Genomic DNA, 25,479 nt, shown 5'->3' with positions numbered 1-25,479 from the left:
GATCAGTTGCCGCCCGCAGCGGTGTCGGGCGGAGGCACGTCGGACTCCTGCTTGCAGCCCTTCAGCCAGACGTCATAGACCGGATGCTCCACCGCATTGAGACCGGGGCTGTCGGCGAACATCCAGCCGGTGAAGATGCGGCGTATCTTGCGGTCGAGCGTGATCTCGTCGACCTCGACAAAGGTGCTCGATCCCGGCGCCTCGTTGTCGGTGCGCGAATAGCAGACGCGCGGCGTTACCTGCAGCGCACCGAATTGCACCGTCTCGTCGATATAGACGTCGAAGGTGATGATCCGGCCCGTGATCTTGTCGATGCCGGAGAACTCGGCGACCGGGTTTTCCGAACGCTCGGCGAGTGCCGGCGAGGCCGAAAAGACGGCTGCGACCATGCCGAGCGCGGCCAATGATTTGAGAAATCCCGACATGAATATCCTTAGCGATGGCGGTTGGCCCGAAACGCGGGAATCACTATTGCCAAGTTGTGGCAGAAGCTTGGTCGCAAAGCGACCTTCCCGCGCCTCGACCTATTCGCCGGGCGTCCAGGCGTCGTAGTCGCCGGTGACGACAGGCCGGGTCTCGGGCGTCAGCATGGAGCCGTGCGGGCGATAGGCCTTGGCGGTACCGGTATAGTTCGGCTTGTGCGGCTTCTGCCACTCGCGCGGCTTGTAGTCTTCCTTCGTCGGCGGCGTATCTGTGCGGTGATGCATCCATCCGTGCCAGCCGGGCGGAATCATGGTGGCCTCGGAATAACCGTTGTAGATCACCCAACGGCGCGTGCGGCCCTCGGCATCCTTGCCGCCCTGATAGTAGACATTGCCGAATTCGTCCTCGCCAACGCGCTCACCCTTGCGCCAGGTGTAGAAGCGCGTGTTGAGCGTCTGGCCGTTCCACCAGGTGAAGAACTGAAGGAGGAAGTCTTTCATTGCATCGTGTCCGGGCGTTTTTCGCTTCCCCGCTTATGGCGCCGTGCCGTTGCGATTGCAAGCGCGCCGATGGCCCAAATCAGCGCAATTTCATCCCGAAACCCGCATGGAACTTCGCGAACTCCCGCCAGTCGTGGAACCGTTGCGCATCGGGGCCACGCCATTACCCCTGCCCCGCTTGTAGGGCCACCGGCCGGCGCATTCGTTTCGACCTGCTAAAAGGGGCGTGTCCTCCCCGATCTCCTCTATCGTCACCTTGCCGGCGAGGAACGCCACATGACCGCACGACTGCATGGCAATGCCCAGCGGGCGGTCGTAGATCCAGGCGATCTCCTCGCCGTGGTGGGAGAACCACGAGGCATCGCCTTTCAGCGGACAGTGCGTGGACTTGTTGGGAACCGGTTCGAGCGGCCCGATGATGTCGGCCTCGGGAATATGGGCCACCGGATCGTAGACGACCCTACCGGTCTCCAGGATCCGAATGGCGCGGTCTGATTCGGCCAGCAACGCATTGCCCCGGCGCACGCGCACCCTCGCCCTGACGGGCATGATACGCATGAAATGCGCATCGTTCCGCGGATTGTGAATCGTGAGTCGCGCCATCCCGCAATCCTTCCATGTCGGTGTGGCGACGGTAGCCCGGTCTTTCAGGCCATGCTAGCGTCATGCCGTCACGTACGGGAGAGCGACATGGCCAAGAAATTCCGTTTGCTCGCCATCGCCGTAACACTGGCCGCTACTTCTGCCGCAGCCCAGGACGGACCGGCAGGCATCGCCTTCGTGCAGGCACCCGAACAGGGCGGCGGCGTGTGCATGGGTGCGACCCCGGAGGAGGGATTTGCCTGCGCGGTGGCGCAATGCGTCGAGGGCGGCGCGGCGAGAGAGGATTGCATCCGCACCAACTGGTGCCAGCCGGCGGGCTGGAGCGTCGATGTTTTCGTCCAGCACCGCGAGGGCCCGCACTGGCACGAGGTCATTTGCGGCCTGCCGACAGAGGCGGCCGCGAAGGCGACCGCGCTGCATGTCTGCGACAGAAGCGAGCGGGATTACCTGATCGAGTGCTCCGCGGTGCAGATCTACGATCCGGACGGCAAGGAACGGATGCAGGACGGGGCTACCAGATAACCTTTTCCATGACGATGGCCGGGATGCCTGAGCCCTTCACGCCGCAATCGGGATTGGTGCCGACGCGGCGGAAGCCGTTGCGCTCGTAGAAGGCGACGGCGCGCTCGTTGGCCTCCTCGACCTCGAGACGGATCTTCCGCACATCCGGGAAACAGGCCTCGACCTCGACCAGCAGCTTCTTGCCGACACCCTGCCCCTGGGCCGACGGCCTTACGTAGAGCTGATGCAACATAGAGGTCTCGGCGTCGATCTGGCTGACAAAGGCCATGCCCGTGATCTCGGCGCCGTCATCGCAGACGATGAATTCCGAGCGCGGCTTGGTCATGCGCTGCTTCAGCGCCGGCACGGAGTGCCAAGCCTTCGTCAGCTCGGTGACCTTGTCCTTGCCGTATATGGCGTCGTAGGTGTCGTGCCATGTCTCGGACAACATGGCGCTGATGGTCTCCAGATCCTCCAGCGATGCTGTCCGTAACCACATGGCAGACCTCCTCCTAGTCCTCTATGCCGAGCTTCTGCTTGACCAGCGCCTGCACGGCCTGCGGGTTGGCCTTGCCGCCGGTCGCCTTCATCACCTGACCGACGAACCAGCCGGCGAGCGTCGGCTTGTTCCTGGCCTGTTCAACCTTGTCGGGATTGGCCGCGATGACCTTGTCGACCTCGGCCTCGATGGCGCCGGTGTCGGTCACCTGCTTCATGCCGCGGGCTTCCACGATCTCCGACGGTTCGCCGCCCTCGTTCCAGACGATCTCGAAAAGATCCTTGGCGATCTTGCCGGAAATCGTGCCTTCCTTGATGAGGTCGATGATGCCGCCGAGCTGCACCGGCGAAACCGGCGTCTCCTCGATGCCGAGCCCGGCCTTGTTCAGCGCACCGAGCAGATCGTTGATCACCCAGTTCGCCGCTGCCTTGGCATCGCGCCCCTCGGCCACCTTTTCGAAATAGTCAGCGATCGCCTTCTCCGACACCAGAATGGAGGCATCATAGGCCGACAGGCCGAGCGAGACAAACCGCGCTTTCTTGTCATCGGGCAGTTCCGGCAGGCTGGCCGCGATCTCCTCGACGAATGCATCGTCGAATTCCAGCGGCAGAAGGTCCGGATCGGGGAAATAGCGGTAGTCGTGCGCCTCTTCCTTGGAGCGCATCGAGCGCGTCTCGCCCTTGCCGGGGTCGAACAGGCGGGTCTCCTGCTCGATCTCGCCGCCATCCTCCAGAATGCCGATCTGGCGGCGCGCCTCGTACTCGATGGCCTGGCCGACGAAGCGGATGGAGTTGACGTTCTTGATCTCGCAGCGCGTGCCGAACTCGCCGCCCGGCTTGCGCACCGACACGTTGACGTCGGCGCGCATGGAGCCCTCGTCCATGTTGCCGTCGCAGGTGCCGAGATAGCGCAGGATCTGGCGCAGCTTGGTGAGATAGGCCTTGGCCTCGTCTGCGGACCGCAGGTCCGGCTTGGAGACGATCTCCATCAGCGCCACGCCCGAGCGGTTCAGGTCGACATAGGACATGGTCGGATGCTGGTCGTGCATCGACTTGCCCGCATCCTGCTCCAGATGCAGGCGTTCGATGCCGATCTCGACATCCTCGAACTCGCCCTTCTTGTCGGGTCCGACGGAAATCGTGATCTTGCCCTCGCCCACGATCGGCTGCTTGAACTGGGAAATCTGGTAGCCCTGCGGCAGGTCCGGGTAGAAGTAGTTCTTGCGGTCGAAGACGCTCTTCTTGTTGATCTGCGCCTTCAGCCCGAGGCCGGTGCGCACCGCCTGGCGGACGCATTCCTCGTTGATGACGGGCAGCATACCGGGCATGGCCGCATCGACGAGCGAGACATTGGCGTTCGGCTCGGCGCCGAATTCCGTCGATGCGCCGGAAAACAGCTTGGAGCGGGAGATGACCTGGGCGTGAACTTCCATGCCGATGACGATCTCCCAGTCGCCGGTGGCGCCGGGGATGAAACGTTTCGGATCGGGCGTGCGGGTGTCGATGAGTGTCATTATGCGCTTTTGTGTTCGTAACCGTTCCCCGTTTCGTTAGTGCAACGCAACTGGGCCTGCAAGATGCCATCGTCTGCAACGGGCACCGGACCGCCCGATATCTGGCTTTCCCGCCCGCCGAACCAAAGAAAAAGGGCCGGGATTTGCCCGGCCCCGCGTGGCAAGAAGGCGCGACGGCTAGCGCGCCGTGTATCCGCCATCAACCAGGTGATAGCTTCCGGTGATGAAGGACGCCTCGTCCGACAGCAGGAAACAGGTCAGCGCGGCGACTTCTTCCGATGTTCCCAGCCGGTTGACCGCATGCTGGGTCTCGAGGAATCCAAGCGTCTCGGCGTCGAGATTGGCCGACAGGAGCGGCGTGTCGATGAAGCCGGGCCCGATCGCGTTCACGCGGATTCCCTGCGTGCCGTATTCCAGTCCGGCCGACTTGGTCATGCCGACGACCGCGTGCTTCGCCGCGACGTAGGCCGACGAATTGGCGAAGCCGACGCTTCCGAGAATCGACGCCATGTTGACAATTGCGCCACCGCCGGCGGCGAGCATGGCCGGAATCTCGAATCGCATGCCGTAGAAGACTCCGTTGAGGTTGATCCCGATCACCTTTTCCCAGCCATCGACCGGGTATTCGCCGACCGGGGCGGACGGACCGCCGATGCCGGCATTGTTCACGGCAAGATGCAACGCGCCCCAGGTTTCCACCGCATGGCCGACCATGGCCTCCACCTGCGCCGAATCCGAAACGTCGACCTTGAACGGCACGGCGGCACCGCCCGCGGCCTCGATCCTGCCGACGACATCCGCCATGCGCGCCTCGTCGAGATCGGCGACCACCACCTTCGCCCCTTCCGATGCCAGCCTGATGCTGATCGCCTCGCCGATACCGGATGCGCCACCGGTGACGATGGCCACCTTGTTGTCGAACCTGTCAGTCATTTTCCGAATTCCTTCCGTTGCCCCGGCCATGACCGGATTGTTCCGTTGGCGAGTTGCGCCGCCGAATCGCGTGCCGATATCAACAAGCGGCCTGAACTTGCGCGTTAACGGTCGCGTTCATTCTTTTGATTTCTCGAGCGTTTTCCAAATTGTGGAATGTATCTCAGAAGCCCCGGAAGCATAGCCGGAAACGGTGGAATGGCACTTGACCAGGATCAATGTGCGGCGGCGGCATTCCGGGGGATGCTGGGTCCGCACAAGGAACCCGAGGAGGACTTATCGTGCTTTCGCTGCGCCATTTTCTGCCCGCTGCCGAGCGGGGCGGCCTGTTTCACGTCATGGTCGACAAGCTCGGCCTCCGCGCGGCGCTCGAATCGCGTCCGCACAGCTCGGCCGTCATGAAGCGCGCGCAGGAACGATGCGCAGGCTGCGGGCGCGAGGACGCCTGCCAAACGTGGCTGGAGACCAACGCGCATCCTGACGAGGCGCCCGCCTTCTGCAAGAACCACGACATGTTCGAGCGCCTGAAACACGACATCGAGGCGGAGCGGAAATACCGCGCAGCCTGACATTTCCGGATCACGGCAAAATGAATGACCCCGGGTCAAACGCCCGGGGCCGTGTCGCAAGCTGCACTGTGCTTTCCGCTATTCCACCATCACCTCGGCGCGCTCGGCGGCGGTGACGGCGATAGGCAGCTCCTTTTTCTCGCCATTGGAGTCGCCCATCGTGGCGACAACAAGATAGTCGCCGGGATGCAACGTGATCTGGAACTCGTCGCCATAGCCGCCATCGAGCCGCCTGCGCTTGCCCTGAATGTCAGCCTTGGCCTCGTAGACGTCGATCCGATAGGCGCCCGGCGCCGAGACTTGAAGCACACCGGCATCCATATTCACGACGACATCGGTCATTTCGCCGCGCGATATGGTGAAGGGCGCCTCGGCCGTCGCCTTGCCGAGCCGCGCGCGCGCGACATAATCGCCGGGCGGAAGCTTGAACTGGTTGCCGGGGCCGTAGGCGCCGTCGAATTGCTTGCGCTTGCCGTCGAGCGATTTCTTCGCCGACAGGACATCGACACGCATGCTGTTCGATTCGATGGCCGGGCCGTCCTCCGCGTAGATAGCATTGATCTCGACGACCCCGATGCCCATGACCACGTCCTTCTCGACGATCTCGCCGGCAGCGAGCGTGAAGGACTCCTCGTGTGTACCCTCGCCCAGGCGCGCCGTCAGGCGGACTTCGCCGGCCGGGACAACCAGCGTCCCCTGGCCATAGGCGCCATCGCGATCGCCCGCCACCTCCAGATCGAAGCGGGCCGACTTATCGACGGGCGCGCCGTCGTCGGGCAAGACCCTGACGGTGACAACGCCGGCATCGAGCACGAGATCACGCTCGATGCGCTCACCCTCATCCACGTCGACAACCGTCTCCGCCGTGACCATGTCCTTGCGGTAGCGCAGCAGGTAGCGACCCGGTTCCAGCGTGGTGGTGAAGGTGGTGGCATATCCGCCCGCGACATCGTCCTTTGCCGGCGTATCTCCCTCCATGGGATAGAAGTCCCAGCGCCCCCTCAGGTCGTAGTCGGGCCCGCCCTCAGCCAGCCGGGCGGTGATGGTGACATTGTCGTCCAGGACCGCTGGCTCGGGCGGCGGTGCGGCAACCGTCTTCGTCAGGGCCTCCGAGAGGCCGGCCGCGTCGCTGGCCTGAAGATAGAGACCGCCGGTATTCTCCGCGAGGCAGGAGACCTGCCGCCCCTCCTCTTCTGAAAGGCCGAAGCCGACAACATGCGCAGTGAAGTCCACGCCCAGACGCTCGAGCTCGGCTGCAACCGAGCACGGATCCGCATTGCAGGTCTCGATGCCGTCCGTGACCAGGACGACCGTCGCCTTGTTCTCAGTGTATTTCAACGCCTCGGCGGCCTGGCGGACGGCGTCGGTGAGCGGCGTTTTGCCCTTCGGATTGAGACCGTCGACCGCCTCGGCAATGCGCTGGTGCGTTCCGGCGGCGGGCGCGACGATCTGCTCGATATCGGAGCAGACGCCCTTTTCCCGATGCCCGTAGGCAATCAGGCCCAGTTCCATGTCGTTCGGGATGGACGGCAGGACGCCGGCCAGCGTCTCGCGCGCAATCTCTATCTTGGTCTTGCCGTCGATCTGCCCCCACATGGAGCCGGAAGCATCCATGACGATGATGGCCTTGTCGGCGGCCAGGGCGGACGTCGCTGATAAAACGAATGAAGCCGTTGCGGCTGCAAGTAACTTACGGGTCATGATGCCACTCCCTACTTCCCAGGCAGACAACAGACGCCTTAACGACGCCTACAAGCATGTCCTGTGCAATCGCGCACAGCAAGACGCGAATCGCCTTGCACCGGAAGGAAGCGGGCCGGCACCCGCCGCCTAGTCGCCAGCCAGCAGGGCCGTTCGCATGGCGCCCCACTCTTCCTCGACCGTTCCGGCATACCGCTCGCGCCCGGCGCGTCGGTACCAGTATCCGGCATTCCAGTCGTCGCCCTCTATGCGGTGACACAATGCGTGAATCCAGTCGAAGGCGGCAATGCCCTCGCGAGCCTGGCATATCTCATGCGCGGCTTCCCAGTCCGGTCCGACGGCCAGGCCGCCCGCCATCAGCAGGTCAAGCGCCTCGCGCAACTTGTCCTTGTCGGCGCTCATTTCTTCCCCCTCACGTGACGGTTACCGACCCCGTTAAGCTTTTGGCAAAAGGCCGAAGCATTGAAACAACGAATTCTTCACCCATCAAAGCGATATTCACATCAGAAAGGAAGGATGTCGTGGGGTTCAGGCTTACATTGATCAGCGCCGTCATTCTTTCCGGCGCGTTCGGCGGGGGGCTGTCCTACCTGAATTCAGGCGGCAGCGTCGGCGCGGTTGGCGATGTTACGGCATCCGCGCGCAGCATGTTCCGCAATACGCTGCGCAAGTTCGACAGCCGCTACTACACGCGCGGACCCGACTACGGCATCTGCGTGGCCGATTACGGCCGCAGCGCGCTTGGCAAGACGAATGCCGAGATCACGCTGGCCTGCGAATGTTTCGACAAGAGCCTGCGCATACTGGGCAGCACCGACCGCAAGTCGGCGCTCGCGGCGCTGCAACCGCGGGCACCGGTTCCGGGCGGGCAAGCGGGCGACCAACTCGCCACGCTGCACACGACCGCCCCGGCCAGGGCAGTGCTCCGCAAGTGCGGCATCAATCCGACGACCGCCGGCATCCTTTCGATGCGCGGCACGATGTGAGGCAGCTAGCGCCGCCTACCACCACTTCTCCGGCGTGAACCTCCCGGCGGCCTGCTCGATCACGTGTCCGGCGCGGAACAGCGTTTCCTCGTCAAAGGGCTTTCCGATAAGTTGCAGACCGAGCGGCAGGCCCGCTCCGTCCACGCCGGCCGGCACGGCGATACCCGGCAGTCCGGCCATGTTCACCGTCACCGTGAAGATGTCGTTCAGGTACATCTTGACCGGGTCTGCGGCCATCTCCTGATCGGCGATGCCGAATGCGGCAGAGGGCGTTGCCGGCGTAAGTATGGCATCGACACCATCGGCAAAGACGGTCTCGAAGTCACGCTTGATCAGCGTGCGTACCTTCTGGGCCCGCAGGTAATAGGCGTCGTAGTAGCCTGCGGACAGCACGTAGGTGCCGATCATGACGCGGCGCTTGACCTCGTCACCGAAGCCCGCGGCCCGGGTGTTCTCGTACATCTCGACGATGTCCTTGCCCTGAACGCGCAGGCCGTAGCGAACGCCGTCATAGCGCGCGAGGTTCGAGGACGCCTCGGCCGGAGCGACAATGTAGTAGGCGGGAAGCGCGTACTTCGTGTGCGGAAGCGAGATATCGACGATTTCGGCGCCGGCATCCTTCAGCCAAGCGATGCCCTGCTGCCACAGTTTCTCAATCTCCTCCGGCATGCCGTCCATGCGGTACTCGGCGGGAATGCCGATCTTCATGCCCTTGACCGACTGGCCGATCGCCGCCTCGTAGTCCGGCACCGGCATGTCGACGCAGGTCGTGTCCTTGTCGTCGGCGGAAGCCATGGACTTCAGCATGATCGCGGCGTCGCGCACGTCGCGCGCGATGGGACCGGCCTGATCGAGGGAGGAGGCAAAGGCGACCATGCCCCAGCGCGAGCAGCGTCCGTAGGTGGGCTTGATGCCGACCGTGCCGGTGAAGGCAGCCGGCTGGCGAATGGAACCACCGGTATCGGATGCCGTCGCACCGGCGCAAAGATGCGCGGCGACGGCTGCCGCGGACCCGCCGGACGAGCCGCCGGGCACGAGATCCTTGTTGGAACCTTTCGCGCGCCAGGGGTTCTTCACCGGGCCGTAGTATGAGGTCTCGTTGGAGGAGCCCATGGCGAACTCGTCCATGTTGAGCTTGCCGAGCATGACCGCGCCGTCGGCCCATAGATTGGCGGTGACAGTCGATTCGTAGCGCGGCTCGAAGCCGTCGAGAATATGCGAGCAAGCCTGGGTATGGACGCCCTCGGTGGCGTAGAGGTCCTTCACGCCGAGCGGGATGCCCTCGAGCGCGCCACCCTCGCCTTTCGCGAGCCGCCCGTCGGAGGCCTTCGCCATCTCGCGCGCCTTTTCCGGCGTCACCTTAACATAGGCGTTGAGCGCATCGTTCGCCGTTTCGATGGCAGCGATATAGGCGTCCGCCAGTTCGGTCGCCGTGAACTCCTTCGCCCTTAGCTTGTCACGCGCTTCGGCAATTGTGAGGCTTGTCAGATCGGTCATCAGGTGAGCTTCTTCTCGTAAAAGACGTTGTATTTCGTATCGGGATAGCCGGCAAAGACACTGCAACGGGCAAAGCCGCAGCGTTCGTAGACTGCCCATGTGCCCTCGAAACCGGGCGTACCCCCGGTTTCGAGCCGCAGGACATCCAGGCCGCGTTCGCGGGCGGCGGCCTCTATGGCCCCGATGATCGCACGGCCAATCCCGGTGCCGCGCATGGCGGGGCAGGTGAACATGCGCTTGACTTCTCCGAAGCCGTCGTCATGCACCTTCAACGCGCCCATGCCGACCGCCTCGCCCGCCCGGTCACGCGCGACGAAGAGCACCATGTCCGGCCCGGCCATCTCTTCGACGGCAAGCTGAAACTGGAACTCGCGCGGCGACAGCGGGACCAGGTGCGCGTTGAGCGCTGCGACCATGGCGCGCACATCATCCTGCAACGGCGTTTCGCGGGCGATCGCGACCGCCATCCGGCGCTACTCCACGACCTTCGGAACGAGGAAGAAATTGTCTTCCGTGGCGGGCGCATTGGCAACGATGTCATCGGCCTTGTCACCATCGGTCACGACATCGACGCGCTTTTTCATTTCCATCGGCATTACCGATGTCATGGGTTCCACGCCCTCCACATCGACTTCGTTCAGCTGCTCGACGAAGCCGAGGATCGTGTTCAGTTCGCCCTCCATCCTCCTGGCCTCTTCATCGGTGACGGCGATACGGGCGAGTTTGGCGACGCGCTTGACGGTGGCAAGGTCGACGGACATGCAATTCTCCGGGAGAATGTTCGGTTTGGCCCGCTATAGCGGGGCGAGCGGCGCGGTGCAACACGCACCGCACCACCACAAGTCACACATCGAAGGCGGCACCGATTTCCGGCACGACGACCTTGCCGGCATCGTCCTCCATGGCCGCGAGGAACATCCCGGCATCGGAGTCGATCAGCGGGAAGGTGCCGAAATGGCAGGGGATGACCTTGGCAAAGGAGAAGAACCGACGACACGCGATCGCCGCGACGGCTCCGCCCATGGTGAAGCGGTCGCCGATCGGCACGATGCCGATTTCGGGCTTGTGCAGTTCGTTGATTAGCGCCATGTCGCCGAAAATGTCGGTGTCGCCCATGTGGTAGAGCGACCGCCCGTCGCGGAAATGCAGGATCAGTCCGGCCGGGTTGCCGAGATAGACATTGTTGCCGCCGCCCGTCTGGCTCGACGATGAGTGATCCGCGCGCACGAAACTCGTCGTGAAACTGCCGCAATCCATCGTGCCGCCGATATTTCCGGGGCTGATCCGGTCCTCGCCGACACCCTGGCCGACGAGATACATGCAGACCTCGAAATTGGCGACCAGCATTGCGCCCGTCTTCTTCACGATGTCGGCGGCGTCTCCGATATGATCGTCGTGACCGTGGGTGAGCAGCACATGCGTGACGCCGTCCGCGACCTCCTCCCAGCCGCCGTCCCACTTCGGATTGCCGGAAAGGAACGGGTCGATCAGGATCTGCGCGTCGCCGGCTTCGACGCGGAATGCCGAATGGCCGTACCAGGTTATTTTCATGACGAAGCTTCCTCGCATTGGATACAGGAACGGGTTAAGAGCCGTGTACAAGGATTACACGGACTCTTTCGATCGGCCATGCCTGAAATCGCTGTTGAGGATATCGCGGACGCGCTGAGGCCGGGACAGGTCGTCGCAGGCCTAGACCTGGGCACGAAGACGATCGGCGTGGCGATCAGCGACCGCGGATTGCGGCTGGCGACGCCGCGCCCGGTCATAAGGCGCAAGAAGTTCACCGCCGATGCCGAGGCACTCCTTGCCTTGCTGGAGACGGAGAATGCGGGCGCGATCATCCTCGGCCTGCCGCTCAACATGGACGGCTCGGAGGGGCCGCGCGCCCAGGCGACACGGGCATTCGCGCGCAATCTGGCCGGAAAGACGGATATCCCCATCGCCTTCTGGGACGAGCGGCTGTCGACCGTGGCGGCGGAGCGCTCGCTCATCGAGCAGGACGTGTCGCGAGCCAAGCGAGCCGATCGCATCGATTCGGCGGCCGCCGCCTTCATCTTGCAGGGTGCGCTGGACCGGCTCTATTCCGCCGGCACCTGAATCCGGCTGTTCTCCACCGGCTCCATCACAGGCTCGGTCCCTGGCGAAACGTGGCCGCGCCGTAGTGCCCACCATTCCCTGATCTGGCGGCGCCTGCGGAATGCGATGATGCCCGCGATCAGAAAGGTGTCGAAGATGCAGGCCTTGAGGAACATGCCCGGTATCGCCGCCGGATCGACGCCAAGAATATCGCCGTAGATCGCGAATACGAGATCGTGCAGCTCGCGGCGCAGGAACAGAAGACCGAAATTGATGTCGTAGTAGGACAGGCCGAACCAGCCCCAGAACAGGGACATCGGGACGAGCCAGAGCCAGAACAGGTAGCGCATCAGACGGTCTCCTTTTCGCGCGCCATGGCCTTGAGAACGGCCAGTCCCGCGCGCGACGCCGCCAACTGGTTGCCGATCCGCTCGGAAAGAGCTTCGGTTTCGGATTCGGCTGCCGATGCCGACGCCCGGTCCTCCCAGGCAAATTCCAAGCCCCCGGCCGCCAGCATCGACAAGAGGGTTGCAGCCTGTATCGCGAACAGCATGGCGGATGCGGCTCCGGAGCCGGCGAGAGCGGAAACGATCTGCAAGACCGACACGACGACGAGCACGAAACCGAAACCGACGGCCATCGCCACGAAACGCTCGCGGCGCTCGTTCTCACCAGCCACGACGACCATCATGAGCGCCCACAGTGCCACCGAGAGCGCTGCCACGACGAACCCGGTCAGGACCGCGCGGGCGGTCTCGAAGCCGAACGGGGATGCCGGCAGGTTCATCAACGCGCCATGCAGCTCCCACAACAGCCCGGTCGAGCCGATGCCGATACCGCCGGCAGTCACGCTTGCCATGAACGCGATCCACGAAGCCAGGATTCCGCCATGTAAGAATCGTCGCATACCATCCACCATCCGTTGGGACGACTATCGGACTCGCGCCCGCTCCCGGCAACCGTAAACCATTTGTTAACCTTAACGCCCGTCAACAGCCCTTGCCCACGCCCGGCCGATTGGGCAGAACCGGTGCGTCTCGTCCTCCCACATCGGAATTTCCCTCCATGCCGACCGTATTCGCCGCGATCCTGCCAATCTTCCTGCTGATCCTTTTCGGGCAGGCGCTTCGCCGGCTGCCCCTGTTCAACGGGGAGTTCTGGCGCGGGCTCGACGTGATGGGTTTCTACGTCCTCTATCCGGCGCTTCTGTTCGTGACGATCGTGCGCGCCGATTTCTCCGCGCTCGCCTTCAGCACCGTGGTCTTCGCACTGGCGTTTGCCGGCATTGCCATAGCCCTGTTCACGCTTGCCCTTTGGCCGGTGCTGCGCGACCGGGCGCGCCTTTCGAGGCCGTCCTTCTCCTCCATTTTCCAGACAACGGTGCGCTGGAACGGATTCCTCGCCTTCGCCGTCGCGGAAAAGCTGTTTCCGCCGGAAGGTGCCGCCATGGTGGCGCTGGTCATGGCAGTCCTGATCATCCCGATTAACGTGGAATCTGTGGCCGTGGTCGCCTGGTTCACGGAAAAGGCGCCGAACGTGCGCGCCGTGGCGCGCAAGATCGCCGTCAATCCGCTGGTGCTGGCCGCGGCCGCGGCGCTCTTCGTGCGCGCCCTGCCCTTCCCCCTGCCCGATCCCGCAATGGAAATGCTCGATCTCGTAGCCCGTGCGGCGCTCGGCATGGGCCTCATGGCGATCGGCGCCGGGCTGCGCCCACAGGATGCGCTTCGCCCGAACAAGGCGGTGCTGCTTGCCGTCGTGAACAAGCTGGTCATCTTCCCGGCAATGGTCATCGGCGCGGCGCTTGCGCTCGGTCTCTCCGGCCCGCAGCTTTCCTACCTGGCGCTGTGCGCCGCTGTGCCGACTGCCATGAACGGCTACGTGCTGGCGCGCCAGATGGGCGGCGACGCCGAACTGTACGCGGCAATCGCGACCATCCAGACCGCCATCTCCTTCATGACCATACCGCTGGCGCTTGCCGTCGTCGCTCAATTCTCCGGCGGATAGAGCGCTTCCACGAGTTGCGCCGCATCGAACCGGCTGTCGAGCATCCCGTAGCTCGACCGCCAGGTGCCGCCCAAGCGCGTTTCGGCGAAGGCGTCTGCCAGCCCTCCCGCACCGATCCGGTAGAGTTCGGACGCGGCCGCGGCCAGCGCCAGCTGCTCGATCACGATCCGCGCTGCGCCGGGATCGCTGCGTGCGAGATCGAAGGCGGCGGCAAGCACGTCGCGCGTTCCGGCTGCGCGCCGGCCGAGATGGCGGGAAATGTCCTGCAGAACAAAGTCGTACAGCTCCGGCGAACGGCGGAAGACACGCAGGAGGTCGAGCGCCATGACGTTACCCGAGCCTTCCCAGATCGAGTTGACCGGCGCCTCCCGATAGTGACGGGCGAGCGAGAAATCCTCGATATAGCCGTTGCCGCCGAGGCACTCCATCGCCTCGCCTATCATTGGCGGCGCAACCTTGCAGACCCAGTATTTCACGACCGGCGTCATCGCCCGCACCCATGCGGACTCCAGCTCGCTGTCGTTCTGGTGATCGAAGGCGTAGGCCAGCCGCATCGACAGGACCGTTGCCGCCGCGGTGTCGACCGCCATGTCGGCCAGCACGCGCGTCATCAGCGGCTGGTCCACGAGCTTCGCCCCGAACACGCTGCGGTGGCGCGCATGGTGAACCGCCTCGACCATCGCGGCGCGCATCAGCCCGGCAGATGCAACGGCACAGTCGAGCCGGGTCAGCGTCACCATTTCGAGGATGGTGCGCACGCCCTCGCCCTCCTCGCCGACGATCTGCGCAACCGAATCATGAAACTCGGCCTCCGACGACGCGTTGGAACGATTGCCGAGCTTGTCCTTCAGGCGCATGAACCGGATGCCGTTGGCTTCGCCATCCGCGAGCAGGCGCGGAACGAGGAAGCATGAAAGCCCCTTCGGCGCCTGTGCCAGCACGAGAAAGGCATCGCTCATGGGGGCCGACATGAACCACTTGTGACCCGTCAGGCGGTAGATATCCCGGCCTTCGGGCCGGGCCTCGGTGGTATTCGCCTGGACATCCGTGCCGCCCTGCTTCTCGGTCATGCCCATGCCGACCGTCAGGCCGACCTTCTCTGCCGGCGCACGGTGCGATGAGTCATACTTGCGGGACGCGATGCGCGGCGCCCATTCGCGCGCAAGTTCCGGCGAGGTCCTCAGCGCCGCGATGGAGGCATTGGTCATGGTCATCGGGCAGAGATGGCCGGTTTCCAGCCCGGCAACCATGTAGAAAGAGATCGCGCGGCGCTGGTGGCCGGGAACCTCGCCCCGATTGCGGGCCTCCCAAACGGAGCCTGACAGCCCCCAGCCCGCCGAGCGGCGCATCAGGGCATGGTAGGCAGGGTGAAACTCCACCCGGTCGATACGACGGCCCTGTCGGTCATGCGTCTTCAGACGCGGGATCTCTACATTGGCCAGCCGCGCAAGATCGAGCGCTTCCGCGGACCGGACATAGGCGCCGATCTGCTGCCACTCCCTCATTTGCGCGTCCTGAGCGCCCGACGCGAACTGCAGGAGCAGCGGATCGTCGAGAAAGGCGTTGCCGGCCAGTTGCGGCGTCTGGTTGGTGACTTCGTGGGTTTCTGACACGTTGGAACGGGCCCTGACTGATTCTTCTCAAGCGGCAACATTATCAGAAATTGTCGCCATCCGGACGGCGAATAAGATGACGAAAATGCACCGCGGGAGCCGGTGCGCGGTTGCCGAATCCGCGTTTAACGCCTAGACGGTCGCTTTGACATGAACGCCGACACCGATTTCCCCGTCTTTCCGCACCGCCACCTGCTGGGCATGGCGGGCCTTTCCTATCCGGACATCCAGACGCTGCTGGACCGTGCCGATGCCGACGTGAACGTGTCGCGCCGGCAGGAAAAGAAGAAATCGATCCTGCGAGGCCGCACGCAGATCAACCTCTTCTTCGAGGCTTCGACGCGCACCCAGGCATCCTTCGAACTCGCGGGGAAGCGGCTCGGCGCGGACGTCATGAACATGAGCGTCGCCTCGTCCTCGGTGAAAAAGGGCGAAACGCTGATCGACACCGCGATGACGCTGAACGCGATGCGGCCCGACATTCTCATCATCCGCCATTCCGCCGCCGGCGCCGCGGCGCTGCTGGCACGCAAGGTCGGATGTTCGGTGATCAATGCGGGCGACGGCGCGCACGAACATCCCACCCAGGCGCTTCTCGACGCGCTGACGATCCGCCGCGCGAAGGGACGGCTGGATGGCCTGACCGTGGCGATCTGCGGCGACATCCTGCATTCGCGGGTGGCACGCTCCAACATCATACTGCTCAACACAATGGGCGCGCGGGTTCGCGTGGTCGGCCCCTCCACGCTGATGCCGCCGGCCATCGAGCAGATGGGCACGGAAGTGCACACCTCCATGAAGGACGGCCTGAAGGACGTCGACGTGGTCATGATGCTGCGCTTGCAGCGCGAACGCATGACCCAGGCGCTGGTGCCCTCGGTGCGCGAATATTTCCGCCACTACGGGCTCGACGCGGAGAAGCTGAAGATGGCGAAGCCGGACGCGCTCGTGATGCATCCCGGGCCGATGAACCGGGGCGTGGAGATCGCCTCCGACATCGCCGACGGACCGCAAAGCGTCATCGAGCAGCAGGTGGAGATGGGCGTCGCCGTGCGGATGGCCGTCATCGAGGCCCTGCTCGACGAGCGCAAGATCGAGGCCGGGGCATGATGGAAACGCACAAGGGCGCAACCGTCTACGAGAATGCACGCATCGTCGACCCGTCGCGCGACATGGACGAGACGGGCTCCCTGGTGGTCATCGACGGGAAAATCGCAGAAGCCGGAGCGAAGGCGGCCAACCAGGGCACGCCGGACGGCGCGACCGTGCGCGACTGCACCGGCCTGACGATCGTGCCCGGGCTGGTCGACATGCGCGTATATGTCGGCGAGCCGGGCGCGGAGCATCGCGAGACCATCGCTTCGGCAAGTGCCGCCGCGGCCGCCGGCGGCGTGACCTCGCTGGTGATGATGCCCGACACGGATCCGGTCATAGACGACGTTGCGCTGGTCGAGTTCGTCCTGCGGACCGCGCGCGAGACCGCAATGACGCGGGTGTTTCCCGCCGCGGCGATCACCAAGGGGCTGAAAGGCTCCGAGATGACGGAAATCGGCATCCTGCTCGATGCGGGCGCCGTGCTCTTCACCGACGGGCGCCAGACCATCGCCAACGCCGCGGTGATGCGCAACGCCATGCGTTACGCGAAGGATTTCGGCGCGGTCGTGGCGCATGAAACGCAGGATGCGAACCTCTCCGCCGGCGGCGTGATGAACGAAGGACTGTTCGCAAGCTGGCTCGGATTTCCCGGCATCCCGCGCGAGGCGGAACTGCTTCCGCTGGAGCGCGACCTCAGACTCGCCGCCATGACCCGCGCGAACTACCACGCGGCCAAGATCTCGACCGCCATGTCGGCCGACGCGATCCGGTCCGCCAAGGACCAGGGCCTTCCAGTCACCGCCGGCGTCTCGATCAACCACCTGTCGCTCAACGAGAACGACATCGGCGAATACCGAACCTTCTTCAAGATGTCGCCGCCGCTGCGCAACGAGGACGACCGGCTTGCGATGGTCGAGGCGCTGAAAGACGGAACCATCGACGTGATCGTTTCCTCGCACGACCCGCAGGACGTCGACACCAAGAGGCTGCCCTTCTCGGAATCTGCCGACGGCGCCGTGGGCCTGGAAACGCTGCTGGCGGCAGGCCTGCGGCTCGTCCACAACGGCGACGTGACGCTTGCCCGGCTGGTCGAGGCCATGTCGACGGCACCGGCCAGGCTTCTCGGCATCGATGCCGGCACGCTCGCCGCAGGCAGCGCGGCCGATTTCGCCATTCTCGACCTCGAGTTGCCCTGGGTACTCGACGAGGACCAGTTGCGGTCGCGCTCCAAGAACACCGCCTTCGAGGGCGCCCGGTTCACCGGCCGTGTCGTGGAGACGGTGGTTGCAGGCAACCGCGTTTACGGCGCATAAAGCGTCGAAGCTTCCCATACGGAGCCGGGGCACATGGACTTCACTGATACTTCGTCGGTCGCTCTCATCGTTTCATTTGCAATCGGATACCTTTCGGGCAGCGTGCCCTACGGCCTGCTGCTGACCCGGATGGCCGGACTTGGCGACGTGAGGAACATCGGATCCGGCAATATCGGCGCAACCAACGTCCTGCGCACCGGCAACAAGAAGCTCGCTGCGCTGACATTGCTGCTCGATGCGCTGAAGGGCATGGTGCCGGTGATGCTCGCCCGGCACTTTCTCGGCATGGATGCGGCGATTCTCGCCGGCCTCGGCGCCTTTCTCGGGCACTTGTATCCGGCCTGGCTGAAATTCCGCGGCGGCAAGGGCGTCGCCACCTTCGCCGGCATCTCGCTCGGCTATTCCTGGCACGTCCTCGCCCCATTCGCGATTGTCTGGATCGCGATGGCCTTCATCTTCCGCTACTCCTCGCTCGCGGCCCTGACGGCCAGCGTGGTGACGACGGCTTCCGTCTTCTATGTCGGCCAGACGGAGCTCGGGCTTCTCTACGTGGTCTTGACCGTGCTCGTGTTCTGGAAACACCGCCAAAACATCTCCCGACTGCTTTCGGGAAACGAAAGCAGGATCGGCCAGAAGGGATGAGCCGGTGGCGGCGAAGGACGGAAATGGGCCGAAACCCGCCCGCTTCGTCCTCTCCGACCGGCAGCGCCTGGCGTGGTTGCGGCTGTACCGGTCCGACAATGTCGGGCCCGCCACGTTTCGCGACCTGATCACCCATTGCGGCTCGGCGGAGGCGGCGCTTGAAATGCTGCCGGAGCTGGCCCGGCGCGGCGGACAGTTCCGTTCGGTGCGAATCGCGACCGAGGACGAGGCCGAACGCGAGCTGGAAGCCGTGGCGCGGTACGGCGCGCGCATCGTCGGATTCGGCGAGCCGGATTTTCCCCCGATGCTGCGGCGGACGGAAAACGCCCCGCCGCTGGTGACGATCAGGGGCAATCCGGAAGTCTTCCGGCCGAGCGCGGTCGGCATCGTCGGCGCGCGCAACGCCTCGATGTCCGGCATCAGGATCGCCCGGCGGCTTTCCCGCGACCTCGGCGAGGCGGGCCATGCCGTTGTCTCGGGCCTTGCGCGCGGCATCGACCATGCGGCGCACGAGGCCGCCTTGCGCACGGGCACCATCGCCGTGCTGGCGGGCGGCATCGACAAGCCCTATCCGCCGGAGAACCTGCGGCTTCTGGATGCCATCGAGAACGGCACGGGTGCAGCGATCACCGACCGGCCGTTCGGCCTCGAGGCGCGGGCGCGCGATTTCCCGCGCCGGAACCGCATCATAGCCGCGCTGTCGCTCGGACTTGTCGTCGTCGAGGCCGCGATGCGGTCGGGATCGCTGATCACCGCCCGCCTGGCCAACGAACTCGGCCGGCTGGTCTTCGCCGTGCCCGGCTCGCCGCTCGATCCGCGCGCGGAAGGCACCAACAACCTCCTGAAGAACGGCGCGATCGTCACGACCTCGGCGAAGGACATCCTCGAAGTGCTGGCTCCGCTCGACGACCGGGCAGCGCCCGGCCCTGTCGGACAATTGCCGCTGTTCGAACCGGACGACGGGATGGCGTTGCCGCCCAGCGATGACCAGCGGGCACGGATACTTTCACTGCTCGGTCCCGCGCCCGCCGATATCGACGAGATCATCGCGCATACCGGGCTGCCGGCCGCGCAGGTTCACCTTGCCGTCCTGGAACTCGATCTCGCCGGGCGAATCGAAAGGCATCCGGGTAACCGGATCTCACTCCTGCCCGCCTCCTGACTCGTCGTTGCCGTCCACGATATCGCAGACTTCCAGCTTTGCCATCTCGAGCAGGTAGGAAAGCGTCGGGTGCCTGTCCGCAACGACCAGTCGCTGCAATTCCGTCAGCATCGCGCGCACATATTCCAGCCGTTCTTGATCTATCTGTCGGGTATCCGCCACCGACGACTCCCAACCGTCTAGCGCCCGACACAGCGACGGAAGACGCTGTTTTGCCTGCACAACGACCGCGTGAATTGACCAAATCCAACCAGCAAAAAACACCTATAGAATACCATTGGCGATTGCATTAATGACCGATTCAACTTCCGGCTGCAACCAGATCGATCTGGCGAAAACACATGGCGCCCTCTTGACCAAACCGCGCCATACCGCCATGTGCGGGACTTGAAGCGGTGCAAGCCTGCCCGCCCCCGACCCCTCATTTGCAGTTCGTCATGGATGTCGTCGTCGTAGAATCGCCCGCCAAAGCGAAAACCATCAACAAGTATCTCGGCTCCGGGTTCAAGGTCCTGGCCTCGTTCGGTCACGTCCGCGACCTGCCGGCCAAGGACGGTTCGGTGCGCCCGGACGAGGACTTCGCGATGGACTGGAGCGTCGACACGGCATCGAACAAGCGGCTGAACGAAATCGCAGCCGCCATGAAGGAAGCCGATGCGCTGATTCTCGCAACCGACCCCGATCGCGAGGGAGAAGCGATTTCCTGGCACGTCCTGGAGGTTCTCAACAAGAAAAAGGCATTGAAGGGCAAACCGGTCCGGCGCGTCGTCTTCAACGCCATCACGAAGAAGGCCGTCACGGAAGCGATGGCCAATCCGCGCGACATCGACATGCCCCTGGTCGATGCCTATCTCGCGCGCCGTGCGCTCGACTATCTCGTCGGCTTCACGCTGTCACCCGTCCTCTGGCGCAAGCTTCCCGGCGCCCGCTCCGCCGGGCGTGTCCAGTCGGTGGCGCTGCGTCTGGTCTGCGACCGCGAATCCGAGATCGAGCGCTTCAAGCCCGAGGAATACTGGCAGATCGCCGCCCATCTGAAGACGGAGGGCGGCCAGCCATTCGTCGCACGCCTGACCGGTTTCGACGGCAAGCGCATCACCAAGATGGATATCGGCGATGGCGATCATGCCGCGACCATCAAGGCGATGCTGGAATCGGCGGCATTCACCGTCGAGTCGCTCGAAGCCAAGCCGCAGAAACGCAATCCGGCCCCGCCCTTCACCACCTCCACGCTACAGCAGGCGGCATCCGCCAAGCTCGGCTTTGCGCCGGCACGCACGATGCAAGTTGCGCAGCGTCTGTACGAAGGCGTCGATGTCGGCGGCGAGACCGTCGGTCTGATCACCTACATGCGTACCGACGGTGTCCAGATGGCACCGGAGGCAATCACCGGCGCACGCGACGCCATCGCCAAGGAATTCGGCACGAACTACCTGCCGGAAAGCCCCCGCCTCTATTCGACCAAGGCCAAGAACGCACAGGAAGCGCACGAGGCAATCCGTCCGACCGATTTCATGCGCACTCCCTCATCGGTGCGCGGCTCGCTCGACGGCGACCAGATGAAGCTCTACGAGCTGATCTGGAAGCGCGGCATCGCCAGCCAGATGGCATCCGCGGAAATGGAGCGCACCACGGTCGAGATCGTCGCCAAGGGCGAAGGAAAGACGGCGACGCTGCGCGCGACCGGTTCTGTCGTCAAGTTCGACGGCTACCTTGCCGCCTATACCGAGCACCGCGACGACATGAAGACGGATGCGGAGGAAGAGGACGACTCGAACCGGCTCCCGGCAATGCGCACGGGCGAGCAACCCTTGCGCGAGAAGATCGACGCGACGCAGCACTTCACGGAACCGCCGCCGCGCTACTCGGAAGCCTCGCTGATCAAGAAGATGGAAGAGCTCGGCATCGGGCGGCCGTCCACCTATTCGGCAACCCTGACGACACTGCGCGACCGCGAATACGTCAAGCTTGACGGCAAGAAACTGATCCCGGAAGCCAAGGGCCGCCTGGTCACGGCTTTCCTGGAGGATTTCTTCTCGCGCTACGTGGAGTACGACTTCACCGCGTCACTGGAGGAAAAACTCGACGACATCTCAGCCGGCAAGCTGAACTGGAAGGACGTTCTGCGCGACTTCTGGCAGGAATTCTCCGCCCATGTCGAGGAAACGAAGGAACTTCGTATCACGGACGTGCTGGACGCGCTGAACGAGCAGCTGGAACCGCTCGTGTTCCCGCCGCGTCCTGACGGGTCTGACCCGCGCATCTGTCCGAAATGCGGAACCGGGAAACTGAGCCTGAAGCTCGGACGCTACGGTTCATTCGTCGGGTGCTCCAACTATCCGGAATGCAACTTTACCCGGCAACTTGGCGAGGAAGGCCCGAACGGCGAGGCCGGCGACCTTTCGGACGGGCCGAAGTTGCTGGGAACCGATCCCTACACCAACGAGGAAATCACGCTGCGCACCGGCCGTTTCGGCCCCTATGTCCAGCGGGGCGACGGCAAGGAGGCCAAGCGCGCCAGCCTGCCCAAGGGATGGAAGGTCGAGGACATCGACCACGAGAAGGCGCTAGCGCTGCTCTCGCTGCCACGCGACATCGGCCAGCATCCGGAGTCGGGCAAGATGATTTCCGCCGGAATCGGCCGCTACGGCCCCTTCGTGCTGCATGACGGCGTTTATGCGAACCTGGAAAGCGTCGAGGACGTGTTCACGATCGGCCTCAACCGCGCGGTTACGGTGCTGGCGGAAAAGGTCGCCAAGGGCCCCGGACGCGGGCGCTCGACGCCGGCAGCCCTGAAGGAGCTTGGGGAGCATCCGGAGGTCGGAGGCCCGGTGACCGTGCGCGACGGACGGTACGGCCCCTATGTCAATCACGGCAAGATCAACGCGACGATACCCAAGAACACCGATCCTATGTCGGTGACGCTGGAGGATGCGGTCAAGCTGATTGCCGAACGGGCCGAGAAATCCGGCAAGAAGGTCGGCGGAGCCAAGGCGAAGAAGGCGCCCGCCAAGAAGAAAGCTCCGGCCAAGAAGAAGGCCGCAGCGAAGGCCGATGGCTAGCAAGAAGCGGCACAAGGGCGACCCGAAACCCCGACCCAGAGAGCGCACCGCGCACCTGCCGACCCGCGACGACGTCATCGCCTTCATCCGGGACAATCCGGACAGGGCAACGAAACGCGACGTCGCCAGGGCCTTCAACCTGAAGGGCGACGACCGGGTCGCGCTGAAGCACCTGTTCAAGGAACTCGAGGAAGAGGGCATTTTCCAGCGCCGGGGAAAACGCCTTGTCACCGCGGGCGCGCTGCCGCAGGTCATGGTGCTTACGGTGACGGGGCGCGATCGCGACGGCGGCCTGATCGCCCGCCCTCTCGAATGGGACGAGGCAGAACAGGGCGAGCCGCCGATGATCGCCATTCGCGCACCGCGCCACGGACGGCAACGCCAGACCGCAGCAGGCGTCGGCGACCGTGTCCTTGCGCGCATCTCGCCGCCGCATGACGAGGAGGGCCTGCACACCGCCCGTGTCATGAAGAAGCTGGAAAAACGCCAGACGGCGATCCTCGGCGTGATCCGCCGCATGGATGACGGCGGCTACCGGCTGGAACCGGTCGACCGAAAGCAGGCGGAACTGATCATCGACAAGGACCAGCTGGGCGATGCGAGCCCGGGCGATCTCGTCGAGGTCGAGGTGACGAAGGCGGGCCACTACGGGCTTCCGCGAGCCTCGGTCACGCGACGGGTCGGCTCGTTCGCATCCGAAAAGGCGGTCTCGATGATCGCCATACACGCCAACGGCATTCCGCATGTCTTTCCGGAAGAGGTGCTGGCAGAAGCCGAGGCGGCGAAGCCGGTTGCGCCCGGCGGCAAGCGCGAGGACTGGCGCGACCTGCCACTCGTGACCATCGATCCGCCCGACGCCAAGGACCACGATGACGCGGTGTTCGCGGAACCGGACACGGATGTCGCCAATCCGGGCGGCCACATCCTCACCGTCGCCATAGCAGACGTCGCCCACTATGTGCGCCCGGGATCGGCCCTGGACCGGGAGGCCCTGAACCGGGGAAATTCGGTCTATTTCCCCGACCGGGTCGTGCCGATGCTTCCGGAACGCATTTCCAACGACCTGTGTTCGCTCAGGGAGGGCGAGGACCGCCCTGCCCTCGCCGTCCGGATGACCTTCGGAGCAGACGGACGAAAGCGCGACCACAGCTTCCACCGCATCATTATGCGCTCGGCGGCAAAGCTCTCGTACATCCAGGCGCAGGCGGCTATCGACGGCGCGCCGGACGAGAAGACCGGACCGCTGCTGAAACCGATCCTCAAGCCGCTGTGGGACGCCTATCGCTGCCTCGAAAGAGGCCGCGAGGCACGCGGCCCTCTGGAACTGGATCTGCCGGAACGCAAGATCGTGCTGAACGAGGACGGACTGGTCGACAAGGTGATCGTGCCGCCGCGGCTCGAAGCGCACAGGCTGATCGAAGAATGCATGATCCAGGCCAACGTCGCCGCTGCGGAGACGCTGGAAGCCAAGCGACAACTGCTTGTCTACCGGGTGCACGACTCGCCGTCGCTGGCCAAGGAAGAGGCCTTGCGGGAATTCCTGAAGACGCTGGACATCTCCCTTGCCCGCGGTGCGCAGCTCCGCCCGTCCGCTTTCAACCAGATCCTGAACGCGGTCAAGGAGACGGACCATGCCGCGCTGGTCAACGAGGTGATCCTGCGCAGCCAGGCGCAGGCCGAGTACTCGCCCGAAAACTACGGGCATTTCGGCCTCAATCTCCTGCGCTACGCGCATTTCACCTCGCCGATCCGCCGTTATGCCGACCTGATTGTCCACCGGGCCCTGATCAGGTCGCTCGACCTCGGCGACGGCAAGGATGGCCTGCCGGACATGACCGAGGACCAGCTGCGCGAGATTGCCGGGCAGATATCGATTGCCGAACGGCGGGCGGTCAACGCGGAAAGGGCGACGGTCGATCGACTGATTGCCCTGCATCTCGCCGACAACGTGGGCGAGGAATTCGAGGGCCGGATCGCCGGCGTGTCGTCGGCCGGCCTCTTCGTCTCCCTGCCCGCCTACGGCGCCGACGGCTTCGTACCGGCCTCGACGCTCGGCGACGAGTATTTCATCCACGACGAGGCCCGGCACGCGATGATCGGTGAACGGACCGGTACCGGCTACCGGCTCGGCGATCCCGTCACGGTCCGGATCGCGGAAGTGATGCCGCTCGCCGGATCGATGCGCTTCGAGATGATTACCGAACCCCGAAAGCTTGGCACGCCGACGAAATCGTTCCATAAGGCCAAGAAGGGTGCGCGTGCGGCTGCACGCGGCAGGCGCGGGAAGGCCGCAGGAAAACGGCCCGGATCGGGACGCAGACGATGAGCGAATTGACATTTCTACACGACCACGACGAGCCGGTTCGCCCGAAGCGTCCGGTCTTCGCGGCCATCAAGCGCGGCTTCGCCGGGAAGTGCCCGCATTGCGGGGAAGGACGGCTGTTCCGGGCCTTCGTCAAGCCGGTCGATTCCTGCCCTGTCTGCGACGAGGACATGACCCACCAGCGCGCCGACGATTTCCCGGCATACCTGAACGTCGTGATCGTCGGCCATGTCGGCGTCGGCGGTTTCACGATGGCGGAAGCGATGACGGATCTTTCCGGTTGGGTGCATCTCGCGATCTGGATTCCGATCATGCTGTTCATGGCGGTAGTCCTGATGCAGCCGCTCAAGGGCGCCGTGATCGGCTTCCAGTGGGCCAACTACATGCACGGGTTCGGCGGCGAGGACGACATGCCGGAAAACCATCCCGAACAAGGCGTCTGATACAGGACCATGAAGCCCGAA

At 64.4% G+C, this 25,479-nt stretch carries 27 protein-coding genes and 1 pseudogene; 12 read left to right on the top strand and 16 right to left on the bottom strand.

Going from position 1 to position 25,479, the window contains the following annotated elements; translation table 11 throughout:
- Positions 1–2: 2 nt before the first annotated feature.
- The 3 genes and pseudogenes from HTY61_RS05790 to HTY61_RS05780 form a co-directional block, all read right to left on the bottom strand.
- Positions 3–362, bottom strand: a pseudogene (locus tag HTY61_RS05790) (DUF2155 domain-containing protein); the annotation flags it as partial.
- A gap of 162 nt (positions 363–524) precedes the next feature.
- Positions 525–923 (bottom strand): NADH:ubiquinone oxidoreductase subunit NDUFA12, encoded by a 399-nt coding sequence (locus HTY61_RS05785; RefSeq protein WP_175275902.1) that lies wholly within the window; start codon positions 921–923, stop codon positions 525–527.
- Positions 924–1,013: 90 nt separating this feature from the next.
- Positions 1,014–1,526 (bottom strand): DUF427 domain-containing protein, encoded by a 513-nt coding sequence (locus HTY61_RS05780; protein ID WP_175275901.1) that lies wholly within the window; start codon positions 1,524–1,526, stop codon positions 1,014–1,016.
- Positions 1,527–1,613: 87 nt separating this feature from the next.
- Here HTY61_RS05780 and HTY61_RS05775 point away from each other — a divergent pair, with 87 nt between their 5' ends.
- Positions 1,614–2,048 carry a hypothetical protein gene (locus HTY61_RS05775; RefSeq protein ID WP_175275900.1) on the top strand — a complete coding sequence of 145 codons (435 nt, stop codon included), beginning with the start codon at positions 1,614–1,616 and terminating at the stop codon, positions 2,046–2,048.
- Here the strand turns inward: HTY61_RS05775 and HTY61_RS05770 are convergent.
- The 3 genes from HTY61_RS05770 to HTY61_RS05760 form a co-directional block, all read right to left on the bottom strand.
- Positions 2,038–2,526, bottom strand: coding sequence for a GNAT family N-acetyltransferase (locus tag HTY61_RS05770; protein WP_175275899.1), 489 nt, complete (start codon positions 2,524–2,526; stop codon positions 2,038–2,040). The two genes, HTY61_RS05775 and HTY61_RS05770, sit on opposite strands and share 11 nt — an antisense overlap.
- 13 nt (positions 2,527–2,539) lie before the next feature.
- Positions 2,540–4,039, bottom strand: a complete 1,500-nt coding sequence (gene gatB / locus HTY61_RS05765; RefSeq protein ID WP_175275898.1) for an Asp-tRNA(Asn)/Glu-tRNA(Gln) amidotransferase subunit GatB — start codon at positions 4,037–4,039, stop codon at positions 2,540–2,542.
- 177 nt (positions 4,040–4,216) lie between these two features.
- Entirely contained in the window at positions 4,217–4,972 is a 756-nt protein-coding gene (locus tag HTY61_RS05760) for an SDR family NAD(P)-dependent oxidoreductase (protein WP_175275897.1), read from the bottom strand.
- A 281-nt stretch (positions 4,973–5,253) separates the two neighbouring features.
- On the opposite strand from HTY61_RS05760, the gene HTY61_RS05755 reads away from it, so the two are divergent.
- Positions 5,254–5,541: a DUF6455 family protein gene (locus HTY61_RS05755; protein WP_175275896.1), complete on the top strand. Its 288-nt coding sequence runs from the start codon at positions 5,254–5,256 to the stop codon at positions 5,539–5,541.
- A 78-nt stretch (positions 5,542–5,619) separates the two neighbouring features.
- Here HTY61_RS05755 and HTY61_RS05750 read toward each other — a convergent pair whose 3' ends face one another.
- Together HTY61_RS05750 and HTY61_RS05745 are read right to left on the bottom strand one after the other, a co-directional pair.
- Positions 5,620–7,242, bottom strand: a complete 1,623-nt coding sequence (locus tag HTY61_RS05750; RefSeq protein ID WP_175275895.1) for a vWA domain-containing protein — start codon at positions 7,240–7,242, stop codon at positions 5,620–5,622.
- Between the two features lie 129 nt (positions 7,243–7,371).
- Positions 7,372–7,644 carry a hypothetical protein gene (locus tag HTY61_RS05745; protein ID WP_175275894.1) on the bottom strand — a complete coding sequence of 91 codons (273 nt, stop codon included), beginning with the start codon at positions 7,642–7,644 and terminating at the stop codon, positions 7,372–7,374.
- 119 nt (positions 7,645–7,763) lie between these two features.
- Here HTY61_RS05745 and HTY61_RS05740 point away from each other — a divergent pair, with 119 nt between their 5' ends.
- Positions 7,764–8,228, top strand: coding sequence for a hypothetical protein (locus HTY61_RS05740; RefSeq protein WP_175275893.1), 465 nt, complete (start codon positions 7,764–7,766; stop codon positions 8,226–8,228).
- A gap of 15 nt (positions 8,229–8,243) precedes the next feature.
- Here the strand turns inward: HTY61_RS05740 and gatA are convergent, their stop codons facing one another.
- The 4 genes from gatA to HTY61_RS05720 all read right to left on the bottom strand — a co-directional run bounded on the left by gatA (position 8,244) and on the right by HTY61_RS05720 (position 11,276).
- On the bottom strand, positions 8,244–9,725 hold the full coding sequence (gatA, locus tag HTY61_RS05735; protein WP_175275892.1) for an Asp-tRNA(Asn)/Glu-tRNA(Gln) amidotransferase subunit GatA: 1,482 nt from the start codon (positions 9,723–9,725) through the stop codon (positions 8,244–8,246).
- Complete coding sequence (locus HTY61_RS05730; protein WP_175275891.1) at positions 9,725–10,192, bottom strand: GNAT family N-acetyltransferase; 468 nt, start codon at positions 10,190–10,192, stop codon at positions 9,725–9,727. The genes gatA and HTY61_RS05730 overlap by 1 nt, the downstream gene beginning before the upstream one ends.
- Before the next feature lie 6 nt (positions 10,193–10,198).
- Positions 10,199–10,486, bottom strand: a complete 288-nt coding sequence (gene gatC / locus HTY61_RS05725; RefSeq protein WP_175275890.1) for an Asp-tRNA(Asn)/Glu-tRNA(Gln) amidotransferase subunit GatC — start codon at positions 10,484–10,486, stop codon at positions 10,199–10,201.
- A gap of 82 nt (positions 10,487–10,568) precedes the next feature.
- Positions 10,569–11,276, bottom strand: a complete 708-nt coding sequence (locus HTY61_RS05720; protein ID WP_175275889.1) for a metal-dependent hydrolase — start codon at positions 11,274–11,276, stop codon at positions 10,569–10,571.
- Positions 11,277–11,354: 78 nt separating this feature from the next.
- Between HTY61_RS05720 and ruvX the strand changes: the two genes are divergently transcribed.
- The gene (gene ruvX, locus HTY61_RS05715; RefSeq protein WP_175275888.1) at positions 11,355–11,825 is read left to right on the top strand and encodes a Holliday junction resolvase RuvX; all 471 of its coding nucleotides are present in this window, start codon (positions 11,355–11,357) and stop codon (positions 11,823–11,825) included.
- Here the strand turns inward: ruvX and HTY61_RS05710 are convergent.
- The gene (locus HTY61_RS05710) at positions 11,807–12,154 is read right to left on the bottom strand and encodes a DUF6105 family protein (protein ID WP_246272942.1); all 348 of its coding nucleotides are present in this window, start codon (positions 12,152–12,154) and stop codon (positions 11,807–11,809) included. The genes ruvX and HTY61_RS05710 overlap by 19 nt on opposite strands.
- Positions 12,154–12,663 carry a hypothetical protein gene (locus tag HTY61_RS05705; protein WP_175275887.1) on the bottom strand — a complete coding sequence of 170 codons (510 nt, stop codon included), beginning with the start codon at positions 12,661–12,663 and terminating at the stop codon, positions 12,154–12,156. The genes HTY61_RS05710 and HTY61_RS05705 overlap by 1 nt, the downstream gene beginning before the upstream one ends.
- A 206-nt stretch (positions 12,664–12,869) precedes the next feature.
- Between HTY61_RS05705 and HTY61_RS05700 the strand changes: the two genes are divergently transcribed.
- Positions 12,870–13,808 (top strand): AEC family transporter, encoded by a 939-nt coding sequence (locus HTY61_RS05700; protein ID WP_175275886.1) that lies wholly within the window; start codon positions 12,870–12,872, stop codon positions 13,806–13,808.
- On the opposite strand, the gene HTY61_RS05695 is transcribed toward HTY61_RS05700, so the two are convergent.
- A complete protein-coding gene (locus HTY61_RS05695) occupies positions 13,790–15,421 on the bottom strand; it encodes an acyl-CoA dehydrogenase family protein (protein ID WP_175275885.1) in 1,632 nt (543 codons plus the stop codon). The two genes, HTY61_RS05700 and HTY61_RS05695, sit on opposite strands and share 19 nt — an antisense overlap.
- 150 nt (positions 15,422–15,571) lie before the next feature.
- Between HTY61_RS05695 and HTY61_RS05690 the strand changes: the two genes are divergently transcribed.
- The 4 genes from HTY61_RS05690 to dprA are packed head-to-tail and all read left to right on the top strand — an operon-like array spanning position 15,572 to position 19,633.
- Positions 15,572–16,531, top strand: coding sequence for an aspartate carbamoyltransferase catalytic subunit (locus HTY61_RS05690; RefSeq protein ID WP_175275884.1), 960 nt, complete (start codon positions 15,572–15,574; stop codon positions 16,529–16,531).
- Positions 16,531–17,829: a dihydroorotase gene (locus HTY61_RS05685; protein ID WP_175278434.1), complete on the top strand. Its 1,299-nt coding sequence runs from the start codon at positions 16,531–16,533 to the stop codon at positions 17,827–17,829. Before HTY61_RS05690 ends, HTY61_RS05685 begins: the two co-directional genes overlap by 1 nt.
- A 33-nt stretch (positions 17,830–17,862) precedes the next feature.
- Positions 17,863–18,471 (top strand): glycerol-3-phosphate 1-O-acyltransferase PlsY, encoded by a 609-nt coding sequence (gene plsY / locus HTY61_RS05680; RefSeq protein ID WP_175275883.1) that lies wholly within the window; start codon positions 17,863–17,865, stop codon positions 18,469–18,471.
- A 4-nt stretch (positions 18,472–18,475) separates the two neighbouring features.
- On the top strand, positions 18,476–19,633 hold the full coding sequence (gene dprA / locus HTY61_RS05675; protein ID WP_175275882.1) for a DNA-processing protein DprA: 1,158 nt from the start codon (positions 18,476–18,478) through the stop codon (positions 19,631–19,633).
- Here the strand turns inward: dprA and HTY61_RS05670 are convergent.
- Positions 19,613–19,795, bottom strand: coding sequence for a hypothetical protein (locus HTY61_RS05670; protein ID WP_175275881.1), 183 nt, complete (start codon positions 19,793–19,795; stop codon positions 19,613–19,615). The genes dprA and HTY61_RS05670 overlap by 21 nt on opposite strands.
- Positions 19,796–20,070: 275 nt before the next feature.
- Here HTY61_RS05670 and topA point away from each other — a divergent pair, with 275 nt between their 5' ends.
- Genes topA through HTY61_RS05655 form a run of 3 tightly spaced genes read left to right on the top strand, consistent with a single transcriptional unit; the run spans position 20,071 to position 25,458 of the window.
- Positions 20,071–22,692, top strand: coding sequence for a type I DNA topoisomerase (topA, locus tag HTY61_RS05665; protein WP_175275880.1), 2,622 nt, complete (start codon positions 20,071–20,073; stop codon positions 22,690–22,692).
- Positions 22,685–25,018, top strand: a complete 2,334-nt coding sequence (rnr, locus tag HTY61_RS05660; protein WP_175275879.1) for a ribonuclease R — start codon at positions 22,685–22,687, stop codon at positions 25,016–25,018. The genes topA and rnr overlap by 8 nt, the downstream gene beginning before the upstream one ends.
- A complete protein-coding gene (locus HTY61_RS05655) occupies positions 25,015–25,458 on the top strand; it encodes a DUF983 domain-containing protein (protein ID WP_175275878.1) in 444 nt (147 codons plus the stop codon). Before rnr ends, HTY61_RS05655 begins: the two co-directional genes overlap by 4 nt.
- Positions 25,459–25,479: the final 21 nt, after the last annotated feature.

Source organism: Oricola thermophila (assembly GCF_013358405.1).
Lineage (GTDB): Bacteria > Pseudomonadota > Alphaproteobacteria > Rhizobiales > Rhizobiaceae > Oricola > Oricola thermophila.
This window is presented reverse-complemented; position numbering and strand designations above follow the sequence as displayed.

Coding starts and splice junctions, on each gene's coding strand:
- HTY61_RS05730 (WP_175275891.1), bottom strand. CDS start 10,192: ATGGCGGTCGCGATCGCCCGCGAAACGCCGTTGCAGGATGATGTGCGC.
- HTY61_RS05720 (WP_175275889.1), bottom strand. CDS start 11,276: ATGAAAATAACCTGGTACGGCCATTCGGCATTCCGCGTCGAAGCCGGC.
- HTY61_RS05780 (WP_175275901.1), bottom strand. CDS start 1,526: ATGGCGCGACTCACGATTCACAATCCGCGGAACGATGCGCATTTCATG.
- HTY61_RS05750 (WP_175275895.1), bottom strand. CDS start 7,242: ATGACCCGTAAGTTACTTGCAGCCGCAACGGCTTCATTCGTTTTATCA.
- HTY61_RS05685 (WP_175278434.1), top strand. CDS start 16,531: ATGGAAACGCACAAGGGCGCAACCGTCTACGAGAATGCACGCATCGTC.
- gatC (WP_175275890.1), bottom strand. CDS start 10,486: ATGTCCGTCGACCTTGCCACCGTCAAGCGCGTCGCCAAACTCGCCCGT.
- plsY (WP_175275883.1), top strand. CDS start 17,863: ATGGACTTCACTGATACTTCGTCGGTCGCTCTCATCGTTTCATTTGCA.
- HTY61_RS05655 (WP_175275878.1), top strand. CDS start 25,015: ATGAGCGAATTGACATTTCTACACGACCACGACGAGCCGGTTCGCCCG.
- gatB (WP_175275898.1), bottom strand. CDS start 4,039: ATGACACTCATCGACACCCGCACGCCCGATCCGAAACGTTTCATCCCC.
- HTY61_RS05700 (WP_175275886.1), top strand. CDS start 12,870: ATGCCGACCGTATTCGCCGCGATCCTGCCAATCTTCCTGCTGATCCTT.
- ruvX (WP_175275888.1), top strand. CDS start 11,355: ATGCCTGAAATCGCTGTTGAGGATATCGCGGACGCGCTGAGGCCGGGA.
- HTY61_RS05745 (WP_175275894.1), bottom strand. CDS start 7,644: ATGAGCGCCGACAAGGACAAGTTGCGCGAGGCGCTTGACCTGCTGATG.
- HTY61_RS05710 (WP_246272942.1), bottom strand. CDS start 12,154: ATGCGCTACCTGTTCTGGCTCTGGCTCGTCCCGATGTCCCTGTTCTGG.
- HTY61_RS05775 (WP_175275900.1), top strand. CDS start 1,614: ATGGCCAAGAAATTCCGTTTGCTCGCCATCGCCGTAACACTGGCCGCT.
- HTY61_RS05690 (WP_175275884.1), top strand. CDS start 15,572: ATGAACGCCGACACCGATTTCCCCGTCTTTCCGCACCGCCACCTGCTG.
- HTY61_RS05770 (WP_175275899.1), bottom strand. CDS start 2,526: ATGTGGTTACGGACAGCATCGCTGGAGGATCTGGAGACCATCAGCGCC.
- gatA (WP_175275892.1), bottom strand. CDS start 9,725: ATGACCGATCTGACAAGCCTCACAATTGCCGAAGCGCGTGACAAGCTA.
- HTY61_RS05760 (WP_175275897.1), bottom strand. CDS start 4,972: ATGACTGACAGGTTCGACAACAAGGTGGCCATCGTCACCGGTGGCGCA.
- HTY61_RS05705 (WP_175275887.1), bottom strand. CDS start 12,663: ATGGCAAGCGTGACTGCCGGCGGTATCGGCATCGGCTCGACCGGGCTG.
- HTY61_RS05785 (WP_175275902.1), bottom strand. CDS start 923: ATGAAAGACTTCCTCCTTCAGTTCTTCACCTGGTGGAACGGCCAGACG.
- topA (WP_175275880.1), top strand. CDS start 20,071: ATGGATGTCGTCGTCGTAGAATCGCCCGCCAAAGCGAAAACCATCAAC.
- rnr (WP_175275879.1), top strand. CDS start 22,685: ATGGCTAGCAAGAAGCGGCACAAGGGCGACCCGAAACCCCGACCCAGA.